We start from the raw sequence: 16031 nt of genomic DNA, 5'->3' as shown, positions 1-16031 counted from the left end.
CGTAAGGAGCAACCGAAACCATGGCGGTTTCCGTAACCCTGCCGGCGCTCGGCGAGAGCGTCACCGAGGGCACCGTCACCCGTTGGCTGAAGGCCGAGGGTGAGCGCGTCGAGGCCGACGAGCCGTTGCTCGAGGTCTCGACCGACAAGGTCGACACCGAGATTCCCGCCCCCGCCTCCGGCGTGCTGTCCTCCATCAAGGTCGCCGAGGACGAGACCGTCGAGGTCGGCGCCGAGCTGGCGCTGATCGACGACGGCTCCGGCGCCCCCGCGGCCGAGCAGGCCCCGGCCGCCGAGCAGGCCCCGCAGGCCGAGCAGGTCGCCGAGCCGGCCCCCGAGCCCGCCCCGGCCGCCCCCTCCACCGAGCAGGCCGCCCCGGCGCCCGCTCCCTCCGCCGAGGCCTCCGCCGGTCAGGGCGGCGGCGCCGCCGAGGGCACGGACGTGGTCCTGCCCGCGCTCGGCGAGTCCGTCACCGAGGGCACCGTCACCCGCTGGCTGAAGTCGGTCGGCGACAGCGTCGAGGCCGACGAGCCGCTGCTGGAGGTGTCCACCGACAAGGTCGACACCGAGATCCCCGCCCCCGCCTCCGGCACCCTGCTGGAGATCGTGGTCGGCGAGGACGAGACCGCCGAGGTCGGCGCCAAGCTCGCCGTCATCGGCGAGGCGGGCGCGGCTCCCGCCGCCGCCCCGGCCCAGCAGGCCCCGGCCGCCCCCGCGCAGCCCGAGCCCGCGCAGCCCGAGCCCGACCGGGCCCCGGCGCCGCAGCAGGCCGCCCCGGCCCAGCAGGCCCCGGCCGCTCCGGCTCCGCAGGCCCCCTCGGCCCCGGCGCCGCAGCAGCAGACCGCTCCGGCGCCCGACCCGGCTCCGGCCGCCCCGGCGCCCGCGCCGGCCCCGGCCGCCGCTCCCGCCGCCGCCCAGCCGGCGGACGACGGCGCCTACGTCACCCCGCTGGTGCGCAAGCTCGCCACGGAGAACAGCGTCGACCTGTCCTCCGTCAAGGGCACCGGCGTCGGCGGCCGTATCCGCAAGCAGGACGTCATCGCCGCCGCCGAAGCCGCGAAGGCCGCCGCTCCGGCTCCGGCTCCGGCCGCCGCTGCCGCCGCGCCCGCCGCGAAGAAGGCCCCCGCCCTGGAGGCCTCCCCGCTGCGCGGCCAGACCGTCAAGATGCCGCGCATCCGCAAGGTCATCGGCGACAACATGGTCAAGGCCCTGCACGAGCAGGCCCAGCTGTCGTCGGTCGTCGAGGTCGACGTCACGCGTCTGATGAAGCTGCGCGCCCGTGCCAAGGACGCGTTCGCGGCCCGGGAGGGCGTCAAGCTCTCGCCGATGCCGTTCTTCGTCAAGGCCGCGGCCCAGGCGCTGAAGGCGCACGCGCCGATCAACGCCAAGATCAACGAGGCCGAGGGGACCATCACCTACTTCGACACCGAGAACGTCGGTATCGCGGTGGACTCCGAGAAGGGCCTGATGACCCCGGTCATCAAGAACGCCGGTGACCTCAACCTGGCCGGCATCGCCAAGGCGACCGCCGACCTGGCCGGCAAGGTGCGGGCCGGCAAGATCAGCCCGGACGAGCTGGCCGGCGCGACCTTCACCATCAGCAACACCGGTTCGCGCGGCGCGCTGTTCGACACGATCATCGTGCCGCCGGGCCAGGTCGCCATCCTCGGCATCGGTGCCACGGTCAAGCGTCCGGCCGTCATCGAGACGGAGGACGGCCCGGTCATCGGCGTCCGCGACATGACGTACCTGACCCTGTCCTACGACCACCGTCTGGTGGACGGCGCCGACGCCGCCCGCTACCTGACGGCGGTCAAGGCGATCCTGGAGGCGGGCGAGTTCGAGGTCGAGCTCGGCCTGTAATCCGCTGCCTCGGACCTGTACGGTGCCCCCGCCCGGAACCCTCCGGGCGGGGGCACCGTCGTGTGCGGCCGTGCGCGTCGTGTAAGCCTCGTCTCACCTGCGTGAAAGCGCCCCCGTGCGCCCTTCCCGCCCGCGGCCCCGGCCGTATTGTCTAAGCGTCGAACGCCCCAGGGGTCCGAAGGGGACCCTCCCGAAGGAGCTCTCATGACCGCGCCCGTCGTCCACTCGCTGCGCGAACAGATCCGCGAGCACATCCTGGAAGGGATCATCAGCGGACGCTGGCAGCCGGGCGAGCGGATCGTGGAGCGCAGGATCGCCACCGAGCTGGAGGTCAGCCAGACGCCGGTGCGGGAGGCCCTGCGGGAGCTGGAGTCGCTGCGGCTGATCGAGTCGGCGCCGAACAAGGGCGTGCGGGTGCGCAACCTGACGGCGGCCGACCTGGAGGAGAGCTATCCGGTGCGGGCCGGCCTGGAGGCGATCGCCGCGGAACTGGCGGCGGACCGCCTCGCCGGGGACTGCTCGGCCCTGGAGCCGCACGTCGCCGCGCTCTACGAGGCCGACCGGGCCGCCGACGGCACCGCCCAGGTGCGGCACACCGTGGGCTTCCACCGGGAACTGGTGCGGGCGGCCGGCAACTCGGTGCTGCTGCACACCTGGGAGGGTCTGGGCATCGAGGTGTTCACGGCGCTGTCGATACGGTGGCTGGGCACGGTGCAGCAGTCGTACGCGGAGGAGCACGAGGAACTGGTGGCGGCCTTCCGGCGCCGCGATCCCCGCATCCCCGAGATCGTCAAGGCCCACGTCCTGGGCTGCGCGCCCCGCGCGTAGCTCCCCCGCCCGGCCGCCGCCGAACCAGGTGAACCAAGGCGAACCACCCGAGCTGCACCGCGCTCACCTGCACAAACCGCTGATTTCCAGGTCACTCCGTGCCACCGCCGGAGGCACCGCGTGCCGACTTTCTCGTGATCAAGAGTTTTTGCCCCTCAACCCTTTGATCGATCATCGATCAGGGAGTTACAGTCACGGACGGGCTTCCACCCAAGCCCCAGCCCTGTCCTGCCAAAGACCTAGGGCAACCCCGAACCCTTGACGATGAGGGAACCCCCTTCGACTGAGGAAGGCGGCGACATGACCGACCCCGAAGCCATCCAGCCGAGCGAGCTCGACCAGCTCCCGGACCGCGACCCGGAGGAGACCGCCGAATGGCAGGCCTCCCTGGACGCCGTCACCAAGGCGGCCGGGCCGCACCGTGCCGCGTACCTGATGCGCCGCACGCTGGAGCGCGCCGAGGGCGCCGGCCTCGCGCTGCCGAAGCTCCTCGAGACGGACTACGTCAACACCATCCCCACCCCCGCCGAGCCCGCCGTGGACGGCGACGAGGCGATGGAGCAGCGGATCACCGCCTGGAACCGCTGGAACGCGGCGGCGATGGTGACCCGCGGCAGCAAGTACGGCGTCGGCGGGCACATCGCCACCTTCGCCTCCGCGGCCTGGCTGTACGAGACCGGCTTCAACCACTTCTTCAAGGGCAAGGAGGGTGACGGGTCCGGCGACCAGCTCTACGTCCAGGGCCACGCCTCCCCGGGCATCTACGCCCGCGCCTTCCTCGACGGCCGGCTGAGCGAGGAGCACCTCGACAACTTCCGCCGCGAGGCCGCCGGCAAGGGACTGCCGTCCTATCCGCACCCGCGCCGGCTGCCCTGGCTGTGGGAGTTCCCGACGGTGTCGATGGGCCTCGGCCCGATCTCCGCGATCTACCAGGCGCGCTTCAACCGCTACCTGACCAGCCGCGGCATCAAGGACCTCACCGGCTCCCACGTGTGGGCGTTCCTCGGCGACGGCGAGATGGACGAGCCGGAGTCCACCACCGCGCTCACCCTCGCCTCCCGCGAGGGCCTGGACAACCTGACCTTCGTCATCAACTGCAACCTGCAGCGCCTGGACGGTCCGGTCCGCGCCAACTTCAAGATCGTGCAGGAGCTGGAGGCCCAGTTCCGCGGCGCCGGCTGGAACGTCGTCAAGTCGCTGTGGGGCACGGCGTGGGACGAGCTGTTCCAGCTCGACACCACCGGCGCGCTCGTACGCCGCCTGCGCGAGGTACCGGACGCGCAGGTGCAGACGTACCAGACGCGCGACGCCGCCTACATCCGCGAGGACTTCTTCGGCAAGGACCCGGCGCTCGTCGAGATGGCGAAGCTGCTGAGCGACGACAAGATCCTCGAGTGCTTCCACCGCTCACGCGGCGGCCACGAGTCCCGCAAGGTCTACGCCGCCTACCGCGCCGCGCTCGCCCACAAGGGCGCGCCGACCGTGATCCTGGCCCAGACCGTCAAGGGCCACACCCTCGGCACCGGTTTCGCCTCCAAGAACGCCAACCACCAGATGAAGAAGCTCTCGGTGGACGAGTTCAAGGACATGCGCGACCTGCTCGGCCTGCCGATCAAGGACAGCGACTTCGTCGACGGCGTGGTCCCCTACGGCCACCCGGGCGCCGACTCCCCCGAGGTCCGCTACCTCCAGGAGCGCCGCGCCGCCCTCGGCGGTCCGGCCCCGGCCCGCCGCGTCCACCCGGTCGCGCCGCTGCCCGCGCCCGCCGAGAAGGCGTTCGCGTCCTTCGACAAGGGCTCCGGCACGCAGAACGTGGCCACCACCATGGCTTTCGTCCGCCTGGTCAAGGACCTGGTCCGCGACAAGGAGACCGGCAAGCGCTGGGTGCCGATCGTCCCCGACGAGGCGCGCACCTTCGGCATGGAGAGCCTCTTCCCGTCCCTGGGCATCTACTCGCCCAAGGGCCAGACGTACGAGCCGGTCGACCGCGACCAGCTGATGTACTACAAGGAGGCCGAGAACGGCCAGATCCTCAACGAGGGGATCACCGAGGCCGGTTCGATGGCCGACTTCATCGCCGCCTCGACGTCGTACGCGACGCACGGCGAGACGATGATCCCGTTCTACATCTTCTACTCGATGTTCGGCTGGCAGCGCACGGCCGACCAGATGTGGCAGCTGGGCGACCAGCTCGGCCGCGGCTTCCTGGTCGGCGCCACCGCCGGCCGGACCACGCTGACCGGTGAGGGCCTCCAGCACGCGGACGGCCACTCCCCCGCCATCGCGGCGACCAACCCGGCCGCGCTGACGTACGACCCGGCCTTCGCCTACGAGGTCGCGGCGATCGTCAAGGACGGCCTGCGCCGGATGTACGGCGAGGCGGCCCCGGGCGAGGACCAGGACGTCTTCTACTACCTGACCGTCTACAACGAGCCCATGCCGCAGCCGGCCAAGCCGTCCGCACCCGGCGTCGACGAGGGCATCGTCAAGGGCCTGTACCGCTTCAACACGGCGGAGTCGGCGGGCCTGACCCCGGCCGCGAACGCCCCGCGCATCCAGCTGCTGGGCTCCGGCACGGCGATCCACTGGGCGCTCAAGGCGCAGAAGCTGCTCGCCGAGGAGTGGGGCGTGGCCGCCGACGTGTGGTCCGCGACCTCCTGGACGGAGCTGCGCCGGGACGCGCTGGACGCCGACGCGGCGCTGCTGCGCGGCGAGGAGCGGGTGCCGTACGTCCGCCAGGCGCTCCAGGGCGCCGAGGGCCCGGTCCTCGCGGTCTCCGACTACATGCGCCAGGTCCCGGACCAGATCGCGCAGTGGGTCGGGCAGGACTGGTCCTCGCTGGGCGCCGACGGCTTCGGCCTGTCGGACACCCGTGAGGCCGCCCGCCGCCACTTCGGTGTCGACGCCGAGTCCATCGTGGTCGCGGCCCTGGCCCAGCTCGCCGGGCGCGGCGAGGTCAAGGCGGCGTCCGTGAAGGAGGCGCGCGAGCGCTACGGCCTGTAGGCGACGGGCACGAGCCGAGAGGAGGCCCCCGCCGCGGCGGGGGCCTCCTGCATGATGGGCGGATGCGCGCTGCCCGCCTCATCAAGATGGTGCTGCTCCTCCAGTCCCGCCCGGCCATGACCGCCGCGGAGCTGGCCCGGGAGCTGGAGGTCTCGGAGCGCACGGTCACGCGGGACGCGCAGGCGCTGTCGGAGGCGGGGGTGCCGGTGTACGCGGAGCGGGGCCGGGCCGGCGGTTACCGGCTGGTCGGCGGATACCGCACCCGCCTGACCGGGCTGGCCCGCGGTGAGGCCGAGGCGCTGTTCCTGTCCGGGGTGCCGGGCGCGCTGCGCGAGATGGGGCTGGAGGACGCGGCGTCGGCGGCCCGTCTGAAGGTGTCGGCCGCCCTGCTCCCCTCGCTGCGGGACGCCTCCCGCACGGCGGCGCAGCGCTTCCACCTGGACGCGCCGAACTGGTTCCGGGAGCCGGCGACGCCCGAGCTGCTGCCGACGGTGGCGGACGCCGTCTGGGACGACCGGTGTGTCACCGCGCGCTACCGGCGCGGGCGGGAGGAGGTCGTACGGGAGCTGGATCCGTACGGACTCGTGCTGAAGGCGGGCGTCTGGTACCTGTGCGCGCGGGTGGCGCGGGCCGAGGGCGGCGGCGCCTTCCGCGTGTACCGCATCGACCGGTTCACGGCGGTGGAACCGGGCGAGGAGCGCTTCGCGCGGGACGACGGTTTCGACCTGCCCGCGTTCTGGGCGGAGCGGGCCGAGCAGTTCGCGCGGTCGATCCTGCGGGCGGAGGTCGTGGTGCGGCTGTCGCCGGCGGGGGCGCGCGCACTGCCGTACGCCGTCGACGCGCCCATCGCCCGGGAGGCGCTGGCGGCGGCGGACGCGCCGGACGCGGACGGCCGGGTGACGGTGACGCTGCCCGTGGAGTCCGAGGAGGTCGCGCACACCCAGCTGACGGGGCTCGGACCGGAGGCCGAGGTGCTGGCACCGGCGACGCTGCGGGACCGCTTCGCCCGGGACGCGCGACGGCTGGCCGGGCTGTACGCCGACGCGGACCCGGCCGGGACACGACGGTCCGCCGCACTCCACATGCGTCCCACCCCTTCAGGGCCGATGCTGGACGCGTGATGGACGAGACGGAGTTCTGGGAGCTGGTCGACACCGCCCGGCAGGGCGCCGACGGCGATCCCGAGGACCAGGCCGACCTGCTCGTGGAGCGGCTCCTCGGGATGGACCCGGACCTGGTGCTCGACTTCGCCCGCCATTTCGAGGCCCGGTACAACCGCGCCTGCACCTGGGACCTCTGGGGCGCGGCGTGGGTGCTGCTCGGCGGCGCGAGCGACGACGCCTTCGACTACTTCCGGTGCTGGCTGATCGGCCAGGGCCGGGAGGTGTACGAGGGCGCGGTGCACGAGCCCGACGCGCTCGCCGAGCTGCTGGACGACTTCGACGAGGAACTGGACGGCGACGGCGAGGAGCTCGGCTACGCGGCCGACGAGGCCTACGAGCAGCTCACCGGGACCGTCGCCCCCGACCTGGGGATCGCGCCCGCGCCCGCGGAACCGCTGGGCACCCCGGTCGACCTGGAGGACGACCGGGCCCTCGCCGAGCGCTTCCCGCGCCTGTGGGAGCGGTTCGGGCGGGACTGACGCGCCCCGACCGCGCTCACGCGGTGCGGCGACGGCCGGTGTCCGACGGGAGGACCAGGGCCGGTTCGGCGCGGACCGCGTGGTGCGGCGGCGCGGCGTTGGCCTCGTCCAGGGCGGAGGCGGTGACGGCGGCCGGCCCCAGCAGGACGGCGGCGGCCGCGCACAGCACCGTCCAGGGCGCGCGTACGACGCCGCGTACGCCTCGGGCACGGGTGCCCGTCCGCTCGGTCCCGTGTCGGTTGCTGGTCATGGTCCCCACCTCCGGTCGGCTCATACGGGCGACCGTACGGGGCCAGGATCTCAGCGGGCTGCGCGGGTGCTGTGGGGACCCTGTGGGTCAGCCGGGCGTCCGCCCCTGGAGCCGTGCCGCCAGGTCCCTGACGTCCGGGAGGCGGGCGGTGAGGGCCGCGCCGGGGCAGCTGGTCGGGTAGCCCTCGTCGTGCCCCGCGACGGCGGGCAGGGTGGCGGTGGCGCCGGCGGCGTACCGGCTGAGGCCGTTGCTGGAGACCAGGGGGACCTTCGCGCGCGGGTCGGTGCCGGCGGGGCCGAGTTTCCAGGCGGCGAGCGCGGCGAGCGCGTCGGTCAGCGCGTCGGGCACGGGTACGCCGGCGGTGAAGGTGCCGAGGGCGGCGATCCCGGTGGTGCGGTGGTTGAAGCCCTGGGTGTGGGCGCCGGTGACGGGGCGCGTGACGCCGCCGGCGCGGCCCTCGTAGATGGTGCCGCAGCGGTCGACGACGAAGTTGTAGCCGATGTCGTCCCAGTCCCGGGCCCCGGTCTGCCCCGAGTAGACACCGCGGAGGATGGCGGGCACCTCGGCGCACTCGTAGCCGTTCGGCGTGTCGGTGTGGTGGACGAAGACGGCGAGGACCTCGTCGTCGTAGCGCGGGGGCGGCTGCTCGCGGGCGGCGTCGCCCAGCCAGGCCGACCGGGGCACGATGGGCGGGCGGGGCGCGTGGTACCGGTCGGCGGCGGGGCGGGCGTGCGTCTCGGCCGCCCGTTCGACGCCGCTCGCGCACAGGGCGAGCGCGGCGACGGCGGCCAGTCCGGGCAGACAGCCGAGCAGCGCCGGGGCCGCGCCGGGTATCCGGACCGCACGCCGTTGCCGGGCCTCGCGCGGTCCTCGCAAGACACGCATGGTCCCACTGTCCGGCGGACCGGGGCCGCCCGCGACGTGTGCTGTGCCACCCGGTGGAACCATTCTCCCGGTCCGGGACGTTTTCCGGTCGACGGCACTCACTCGCACACGGGCCGACGCGCGCGGGTGGCCGGTTCCCGGTCAGCCGCGTGCCCCCGGCTGATCACCGGACCCGTCCGGCACGTACCGAGGGGCCCGGGGCCCTCAGGGGGCCCGGTGGAAAGGCGGCTCGCGTGGACCTGCTCGACATCTCGCTGGTGCTGGTGGCGCTGGCCTACGCGGCGTCCGGCTACCGCCGCGGGCTGGTGGCCGGCTGTGTCGCGCTGGCCGGCTTCGTGGGTGGCGCGGTGATCGGCGTGTGGATCCTGCCGTGGGTGATGGATCTGGTGGAGCCCGGTTCGACGGCGGCGACGGTGACCGCCGTGGTCACGGTGCTGCTCCCGGCGGTGGTGGGCCACGAGCTGGCGGGACGGCCCGCGCTGCGGCTGCGCCGGGAGCTGGACGCGGGGCCGCTCAGGGTGGCCGACGGAGCCGGCGGGGCGGTGGCCAACGCGGCGGCCGCGCTGATCGTGGCGTGGGTGGCGGCGAGCGTCCTGGCGGCGTCCTCCTCCTCGCTGCTGACTTCGGCGATCCGGGGCTCGACGGTGCTGGGCGCGGTCCAGCGGGCGATGCCGGACACCACGCCGGCGTGGTTCTCCGGGGCGACGAACGCGCTGACCGAGGCGGGCTTCCCGCAGGTCTTCAACCCCTTCGAGAACGAGTCGACCGCCGAGGTCGCGGAGCCCTCCGGCGACAGCGTCACGGCGGCGGCCACCGAGGCGGCCAAGCTGAGCACGGTGAAGGTCGAGGGCGTCGCCGGCGGCCGGGGCCGGGAGGGCAGCGGGTTCGTCTACGCGCCGGAGCGCGTGATGACCAACGCCCACGTGGTGGCCGGCATCGACGACCCGACCGTGCGGGTCGGCGGGGTGGGGCCGTCGTACGAGGCGCGGGTGGTGCTGTTCGACCCGGGCACGGACGTGGCCGTGCTGTACGTCCCCGGGCTGTCCGCGCCCGTCCTGCGGTTCGACGACGACGCGGAGCGCGGCGACGCGGCGGTGGTCGCGGGCTATCCGCAGGACGGCGCCCTCGATCTGCGGGCGGCGACGGTGGCGAACCGGATGCGGGCGACCGGGCAGAACATCTACAGCGACGCGAACGTCACCCGGGAGATCTACTCCGTACGTTCCACCGTCCGCCCCGGCAACTCCGGCGGTCCGCTGCTGACCACCGACGGCCGGGTGTACGGCGTGGTCTTCGCCCGCTCCACCTCCGACGCCGGGACCGGTTACGTGCTGACGGCGGACGAGGTGGCCGCCGAGGCGCGGCGCGCGGCCGGCGCGACGGAGGCGGTGGACACGGGCGAGCCGGTCACGTCGTAGGGCCGCCCCCTGTGGGGCCCCCGGTGGTGAACGACCGCCCCATCAGCACGTCGTCGACGTACCGGCCGTCGAGGAGGAACTCCTCCGGGTGTACGCCCTCGACGGTGAAGCCCTCGGACTCGTAGAGCCCCCGGGCCGCGGTGTTGTGGCCGAGCACCCGCAGGGTGAGGCGCCGGGCGCCCAGCCGGCGGGCCTCGTCGACGGCGGCCCGCACCAGGGCGCGGCCCACGCCGTTGCCGCGGGCCGCCTCGGCGACGGCCAGGCCGCGGATCTGGCGTACGTGGGCGTTGGAGGCCAGCCCTGTCGGGAAGCCGAGGCGGAGGTAGCCGACGACGGCGCCGTCGAGTTCGGCGACCAGGTGGTCGGCGGGGCCCGCGTGCTCCCGGAAGAAGGGGTCGTCCGGTCCCGGCGGGGGCGAGACGGCGTGCAGGGACGACCAGGTCTCGCGGTCGAGCCGGCGCAGCGGCTGCTCGTCGTCGGACCTGGCGTGGCGTATGTGCGGAGCCGGCATGGCGGTCACCCTACGGCGCGGGGGTACGGCCTGGTCCAGCGCTTTCCGGGGCGGCGGGGCAGGATGGGCCCATGGACGGTGGACGCAGGGACGGGGGGCACATGGACGCGGGACGGGAACGGATGGACGCGGGACGGGAACGTGTGGACCGGCGGCGTTCGCGCGTCGCGGTGGCCGGCGCGTCCGGTCTCGTCGGCGGCGCGCTGGTGCGGTCGCTGGCCGCGGACGGGCACGAGGTGGTGCGCCTGGTGCGACACGCGCCCCGGGGCGCGGACGAGGTCCGGTGGGACCCGGAGGCCGGGCGTGTGGACGCGGCCGGGCTCGCCGGATGCGACGCCGTGGTGAATCTGGCCGGGGCCGGGGTGGGCGACCGCCGCTGGACCGACGCGTACAAGACCCGTATCCGCAGCAGCCGGGTGCACGGCACGACGGCGCTCGCGGAGGCGGTCGCTTCACTGGACCGGCCGCCGCGGGTCTTCCTGAACGGCAGCGCGATCGGCTTCTACGGGGAGACCGGCGACCGGCCCGTCGACGAGGACGCGCCCGCGGGAGAGGGCTTCCTGCCGTCCCTGTGCGTGGAGTGGGAGGCCGCCGCGGACCCCGCCCGGCACGCGGGCGTGCGGACGGTCCTCGCCCGGACGGGGCTGGTCGTGGCCCGGCAGGGCGGGGCCTGGGGCCGGCTCTTCCCGCTCTTCCGGGTGGGGCTCGGCGGGCGGCTGGGCGACGGGTCCCAGTACTGGTCCTTCGTGGCGCTGCACGACGAGGTGGCGGCGATCCGGCACCTCCTGGACCACGACGACCTGTCCGGCCCGTTCAACCTGACCGCCCCGCACCCGCTGACGAACCGTGAGATCACCGCGGCCATGGGGCGCGTACTGCACCGCCCCGCCCCCTTCGCGGTGCCGGCACCGGTGCTGCGCGCGGCGCTCGGCGAGATGTCCGGCGACGTCCTGGGCAGCGCGCGGGTGCTTCCGGCCCGGCTGCTGGCGTCGGGCTTCCGTTTCGCGTTCCCGGAGATCGACGGGGCGATCCGGGCCGCGCTGTGAGGTGAGGGCGGGGGCGCGGACCGGCGGCGACGCGGCCGGCGGCGACGCGGCACCTGCCCCTCGGCCGGCCCCGGCCCTGGTCCCGGTTCCGACCGGCCCTGCTCCCGGTTTCGACCGGCTCTGCTCCCGGTTTCGACCGGCCCTGGTCCCGGTTCCGGTCCCGGTTCCGACCCTGGCCCCGGTCCCGCGACGCACGCCCACCGGCGCACGCCCCCCGGGCCGCCCCGCGCCGCCCGTGTGCCGACCGTGCGCCGCCCGCACACCGACCGCACGGGAGCCGCCCGCCGACCGCTTGACGGCCGTGTGCGGACCGCTGGACGGCCGTGTGCCGACCGCACCGCCCCCGCATGCGACCGCCGTGCGACCGTGCCCTGTTCCCGTGCGACCCCCACCGACCGTTCCGGGTCCTAACCTCGAATCGAACTCGGGTATCCCTCAAGCCGGTTGGGGGCAAGACGTCTCCAGCGGCCGCGCAACCTCGAGGAGGGGCACGTGCTTGAGCCCGCGTACCAGGCGGACGTCGTCGTCGTGGGGGCCGGCATCGCCGGACTCGCCGCGGCCCATCGGCTGACCAGCGCAGGAGTGACGACCACGGTCCTGGAGGCCGCCCACGCGGTGGGCGGCCGGATGACCACGGAGAAGGTCGACGGATTCCGGCTCGACAGAACAGGTCAGCTGCTGTCCACGGCGTATCCGGAACTGCGCCGCGCCCTCGGGTCGGACGGCCTCGCGCTGATGCCCTTCGCCCCCGGGGTCCTGCTGCACAGCGAGGGCCGCCACCACCGCGCGGGCGTCCCGGCGGGCGCACGGGGCGCGCGGGGCGCACTTCATGCCGTGCGCGCCCTGGCGAGCGCCCCCCGCTCGGCTGCCGCGCCCCTGCGCCCGGCCTCCGTGACCGGGGCCCCGAGGAGGCTCGCGGCGGTGCCCCGCGCCCGGGCGGGCGCCCCGCTCGGCACCGCCGTCGACCAGGCCAGGCTCGGCGCCGCGCTGACCCGTCTCGCGGGCACCCCCGTCGAACGGCTGCTGGCCCGCCCGGAACTGTCCACCGCCCGGGCGCTGGCGGTCCGCGGACTGCCGGCCCGCACGATCGACGGCTTCCTGCGTCCGCTGCTCGCCGCCCTGCTGTGCGACCCGGACCTGACCACCTCCAGCCGGTGCGCCGACCTCGCGCTGCGCGCCTTCGCCTGCGGACGGCTCGTGCTGCCCGAGGGCGGCGCGGAGGCACTGCCGGAGCGGCTGGCGCGGTCACTGCCGCCGGGCACGGTGCGCACCGGCGTCCGGGTCACCTCGGTCGCCACCACCGCCGTGACCACCGCCGAGCACGGCGTCATCCGCTGCCGGGCCGTGCTGGTGGCGACCGGCGCCCGTGCCGCCGGCGAGCTGCTGCCCGGCCTGCGGGTGCCGGACTTCCACCCGGTGACGGTGGTGCACCACACGACGGACGAGCCGCCGACGACCGGCGCGTCCCTGCTGCTCGACGCGGACCGCGGCGGGCCGGTCGCCCACACCACGGTGGCCAGTCACGTGGACCCGTCCCGCGCCCCGGCCGGGCGCGCCCTCGTCTCGTCGACGCTCCTCGGCCCTCCCCCGCCCGACGTCGACACCGCCGTACGCATCCATCTGTCCCGCCTCTACGGCACCCCGACCACCCGCTGGGAGACCCTGGCCGTGCACCACACGCCCGAGGCGGTGCCGGCCATGCGCCCACCGCACGACCTGCGCAGGCCGGTGCGGCTGCTGGCCGGCCTGTACGTGTGCGGCGACCACCGCGACACCAGCACCGTCCAGGGGGCGCTGCGCTCGGGCCACCGGGCCTCCTCGGCGATCCTGGCGGATCTGGGCGCGGGGCGTCCGATGCACGCGGCGGAGGCACCGGCAACGGCCCGCGCCGCGTAGGACCCGCGTAGGACACCGGCCCGACGAGCCGCCCTCCCGTCCGGACGGCGCCGCCACCGGCCGCCCGCCCGCCTCCGCCCCGGGCCCAGCGGGGCGGAGGCGGGCGGCTAACCCAGCGCCGCCACCTTGTCGCGGTACCCCCGCACCGGCGCCGCGTCCCGGTACGGCTCCAGGCGCCGTTCGAAGTCGCGGACGTACTCCGCCGCCCGCACCGACCTCATCTCGGCCGCCTGTCCGGCCGCCTCCGCGGCCAGCCGGCAGGCCTGGTCCAGTTCACCGAGGCCGAGGCGGGCGGTGGCGAGGACGACCCGGCAGAACAGCCGACTGCGGGCGTAGACGGGGGCGCGCAGGAGCAGCGAGCGCTCCGCGTACTGCGCGGCGGCGCGGAACTGCTGGAGGTCGCGGTGGCAGTGCCCGAACTCGTCGGCGAGCTGCGCCTCGTCGAAGAAGCGCGCCCAGTGCGGCACCTCGTCGCCGGGCCGGGCGGCCTCCAGGGCCCGCTCGGCCCGGACCAGCGAGGCGGTGCACGCCCGCACCTCGCCGAGCAGGCCGTGCGCCCGCGCCTCGGCGGCGTGCAGGAGGGTCTGCACGACCGGCGGCGCCGAGGTCCCCACCCCCTGCTGCGCCACCCGCGCGAGCTGGACCGCCTCGCGCCCGTGCCCCAGGTAGACGGCCTGCCTGCTCATGGTGACCAGCACGTACGAGCCGTACGCCCGGTCCCCCGCCGCCTGCGCGAGCCGCAGCGCCTGGACGAAGTAACGCTGGGCGAGGCCGTGCGCGGCGATGTCGTACGACGTCCAGCCCGCGAGCCGGGTCAGGTCGGCGGCGGCGGCGAACAGCCGGCGGCCGGTCTGCTCGCCGTAGGTGCCGCGCAGCATCGGCTCCAGTTCGTGCTCCAGATAGCGCACCAGCGCCTGGCGGGCGTGTCCGCCGCCGTACCGGTCGTCCAGGCTGCGGAACAGCTCGCCGACCGAGCGCAGCGCGGCGAGGTCGCCGCCGGTGACCTTCTGGCCGGGGCCGCGCTCGGCCGGGGCCCGCCGGCGGTCCGGACCGAGCGGGGCGGGCACCCGGGGCACCACCGGGCGGCCCTGCGCGGGGATCCGGACGGGCACCTCGGCCCGGGCCACCTTCTCGTCGGCCCGGCCGATCAGCCAGTCCCGGCTGGGCACGACGAGGCCCGCCGGGGTGAAGGCGATCTTGCGCAGCTCGGCCTGGCTGCCGGAGTCCTTGCGCCACAGCCCCGCGACGATGTCGACCGCCTCGTCCGGGGTGGCCGCGAACTCCAGCCCCGCGTAGACGGGGGCGCAGGCGTCCAGTCCGAGGTCCTGGGCGCTGAGGCGGCGGCCGAGGCGCCGGGTGAAGACCTCGGCGATCAGGGCCGGGGTGGTGCCGCGGGGCTGCTGGCCGCGCAGCCACCGGGTGACGGACGTCTTGTCGTATCTCAGGTCCAGGCCGTGTTCGAGTCCGAGCTGGTCGACGCGACGCGCGAGACCCGCGTTCGAGAACCCCGCTTCGGCGATGAGCGCGGCGAGCTGGCGGTTGGGGGTGCGCTGCGCGGGTCGTTCCGTCATGGTGCGGTGCGGTCTCCTGCCTTCCGGGCGTTCGAAGTGCCCGGAGCGCCTGTGAACAGCCCTTATGGCCTGGTGAACGGCGCGAATGTAGCGGAGAGTGAGCACCCGGTCGCACGCTTTGACCGGCATTCATCCGATCGTGTGAGGATTGCCCGCCCGGCTGACGGCGGGCGGGCGGTCGTACAGTGGCATGGGCACCCTTCGTGCCTGACGACCTTCCAGGGAGGCACTTGCCGTGAGTGAGCTGCGGTTCGTCCGCATGGGGTTCGGCGCCGACCGCGTCGAGTACCAGGAGGCGTGGGACGAGCAGCGCCGGGTGCACGCCGCGCGGTTCGCCGACGAGGTCCCCGACACCGTGCTGCTCCTCGAACACCCGCCGGTCTACACCGCCGGCCGGCGCACCGAGGACAGCGAGCGTCCGCTGGACGGCACGCCGGTGATCGACGTGGACCGCGGCGGGAAGATCACCTGGCACGGCCCGGGCCAGCTGGTGGGCTACCCGATCCAGAAGCTCCCGCGCCCGGTGGACGTGGTGGCGCACGTACGGCGGCTGGAGGAGGCCCTGATCCGCACCTGCGCGGAGTTCGGCGTGGAGACCACCCGGGTCGAGGGCCGCAGCGGGGTGTGGGTCCTCGGTGACCCGGTGGAGCGGCGCCCCGCGCTCGGCGGCCTTTCCCTGGACTTCGACCCCCGGCTGACGGACGAGGAGTTCGACCCCCGCCTGAACGGCCCGGACTACGCCCCGTCCAACGCCGGCCAGCGCCGCGAGGACCGCAAGATCGCCGCGATCGGCATCCGGGTCGCCAAGGGCGTCACGATGCACGGCTTCGCACTGAACGTGAACCCCGACAACCAGTGGTTCGACAAGATCATCCCGTGCGGCATCCGCGACGCGGGCGTCGCCTCCCTCGCGAACGAGCTGGGCCGGGACGTGAGCATCGAGGAGGTGCTGCCGGTGGCCGAACGCCACCTGCGGGACGTTTTGGAGAACGCGGAACCGAAGCCACGGGCGGTCGAGAAGGCCCCGGCGGCGTGAGGCCGGCCCGTCCGGCCCGTCGCGGTCGAGGGCATATTTCCGGCCCGTCCGGCGTTTGACGACACGGCCCGTTCCGGGCCGAC

13 protein-coding genes are annotated in these 16031 nt (G+C 74.8%); 9 read left to right on the top strand and 4 right to left on the bottom strand.

Going from position 1 to position 16031, the window contains the following annotated elements; all coding sequences use genetic code 11:
- Positions 1-20: 20 nt before the first annotated feature.
- The 5 genes from sucB (at position 21) to ACVV2G_RS01830 (ending at position 7335) form a co-directional block, all read left to right on the top strand.
- Positions 21-1862 (top strand): 2-oxoglutarate dehydrogenase, E2 component, dihydrolipoamide succinyltransferase, encoded by a 1842-nt coding sequence (gene sucB, locus ACVV2G_RS01850; protein ID WP_453840754.1) that lies wholly within the window; start codon positions 21-23, stop codon positions 1860-1862.
- A gap of 204 nt (positions 1863-2066) precedes the next feature.
- Positions 2067-2690: a GntR family transcriptional regulator gene (locus ACVV2G_RS01845; protein ID WP_453840753.1), complete on the top strand. Its 624-nt coding sequence runs from the start codon at positions 2067-2069 to the stop codon at positions 2688-2690.
- A gap of 300 nt (positions 2691-2990) precedes the next feature.
- Positions 2991-5693 carry a pyruvate dehydrogenase (acetyl-transferring), homodimeric type gene (gene aceE, locus ACVV2G_RS01840; RefSeq protein ID WP_453840752.1) on the top strand — a complete coding sequence of 901 codons (2703 nt, stop codon included), beginning with the start codon at positions 2991-2993 and terminating at the stop codon, positions 5691-5693.
- Between the two features lie 62 nt (positions 5694-5755).
- Complete coding sequence (locus ACVV2G_RS01835; RefSeq protein WP_453840751.1) at positions 5756-6814, top strand: helix-turn-helix transcriptional regulator; 1059 nt, start codon at positions 5756-5758, stop codon at positions 6812-6814.
- Complete coding sequence (locus ACVV2G_RS01830) at positions 6814-7335, top strand: DUF4240 domain-containing protein (RefSeq protein WP_453840979.1); 522 nt, start codon at positions 6814-6816, stop codon at positions 7333-7335. Before ACVV2G_RS01835 ends, ACVV2G_RS01830 begins: the two co-directional genes overlap by 1 nt.
- A 16-nt stretch (positions 7336-7351) precedes the next feature.
- Here the strand turns inward: ACVV2G_RS01830 and ACVV2G_RS01825 are convergent, their stop codons facing one another.
- On the bottom strand, positions 7352-7585 hold the full coding sequence (locus ACVV2G_RS01825; protein ID WP_453840750.1) for a hypothetical protein: 234 nt from the start codon (positions 7583-7585) through the stop codon (positions 7352-7354).
- A gap of 87 nt (positions 7586-7672) precedes the next feature.
- Positions 7673-8533 (bottom strand): peptidoglycan recognition protein family protein, encoded by an 861-nt coding sequence (locus ACVV2G_RS01820; RefSeq protein WP_453840749.1) that lies wholly within the window; start codon positions 8531-8533, stop codon positions 7673-7675.
- Positions 8534-8703: 170 nt separating this feature from the next.
- Between ACVV2G_RS01820 and ACVV2G_RS01815 the strand changes: the two genes are divergently transcribed.
- Complete coding sequence (locus tag ACVV2G_RS01815) at positions 8704-9888, top strand: MarP family serine protease (protein WP_453840748.1); 1185 nt, start codon at positions 8704-8706, stop codon at positions 9886-9888.
- On the opposite strand, the gene ACVV2G_RS01810 is transcribed toward ACVV2G_RS01815, so the two are convergent.
- The gene (locus ACVV2G_RS01810; RefSeq protein ID WP_453840747.1) at positions 9878-10399 is read right to left on the bottom strand and encodes a GNAT family N-acetyltransferase; all 522 of its coding nucleotides are present in this window, start codon (positions 10397-10399) and stop codon (positions 9878-9880) included. The genes ACVV2G_RS01815 and ACVV2G_RS01810 overlap by 11 nt on opposite strands.
- A 101-nt stretch (positions 10400-10500) precedes the next feature.
- On the opposite strand from ACVV2G_RS01810, the gene ACVV2G_RS01805 reads away from it, so the two are divergent.
- Both ACVV2G_RS01805 and ACVV2G_RS01800 read left to right on the top strand, forming a co-directional pair.
- Positions 10501-11445, top strand: coding sequence for a TIGR01777 family oxidoreductase (locus tag ACVV2G_RS01805; RefSeq protein WP_453840978.1), 945 nt, complete (start codon positions 10501-10503; stop codon positions 11443-11445).
- A gap of 492 nt (positions 11446-11937) precedes the next feature.
- Positions 11938-13341: an NAD(P)/FAD-dependent oxidoreductase gene (locus tag ACVV2G_RS01800; RefSeq protein WP_453840746.1), complete on the top strand. Its 1404-nt coding sequence runs from the start codon at positions 11938-11940 to the stop codon at positions 13339-13341.
- Positions 13342-13448: 107 nt separating this feature from the next.
- Here ACVV2G_RS01800 and ACVV2G_RS01795 read toward each other — a convergent pair whose 3' ends face one another.
- Entirely contained in the window at positions 13449-14912 is a 1464-nt protein-coding gene (locus tag ACVV2G_RS01795; RefSeq protein ID WP_453840745.1) for an NsdA family TPR-like regulatory protein, read from the bottom strand.
- A 235-nt stretch (positions 14913-15147) separates the two neighbouring features.
- Between ACVV2G_RS01795 and lipB the strand changes: the two genes are divergently transcribed.
- Complete coding sequence (lipB, locus tag ACVV2G_RS01790; protein ID WP_453840744.1) at positions 15148-15948, top strand: lipoyl(octanoyl) transferase LipB; 801 nt, start codon at positions 15148-15150, stop codon at positions 15946-15948.
- The last annotated feature ends 83 nt before the right edge of the window (positions 15949-16031 follow it).

It is taken from the genome of Streptomyces sp. JK94, assembly GCF_053613315.1.
The sequence above is the reverse complement of the archived record's forward strand: the minus strand, read 5'-3'. Positions and strand labels throughout refer to the sequence as shown.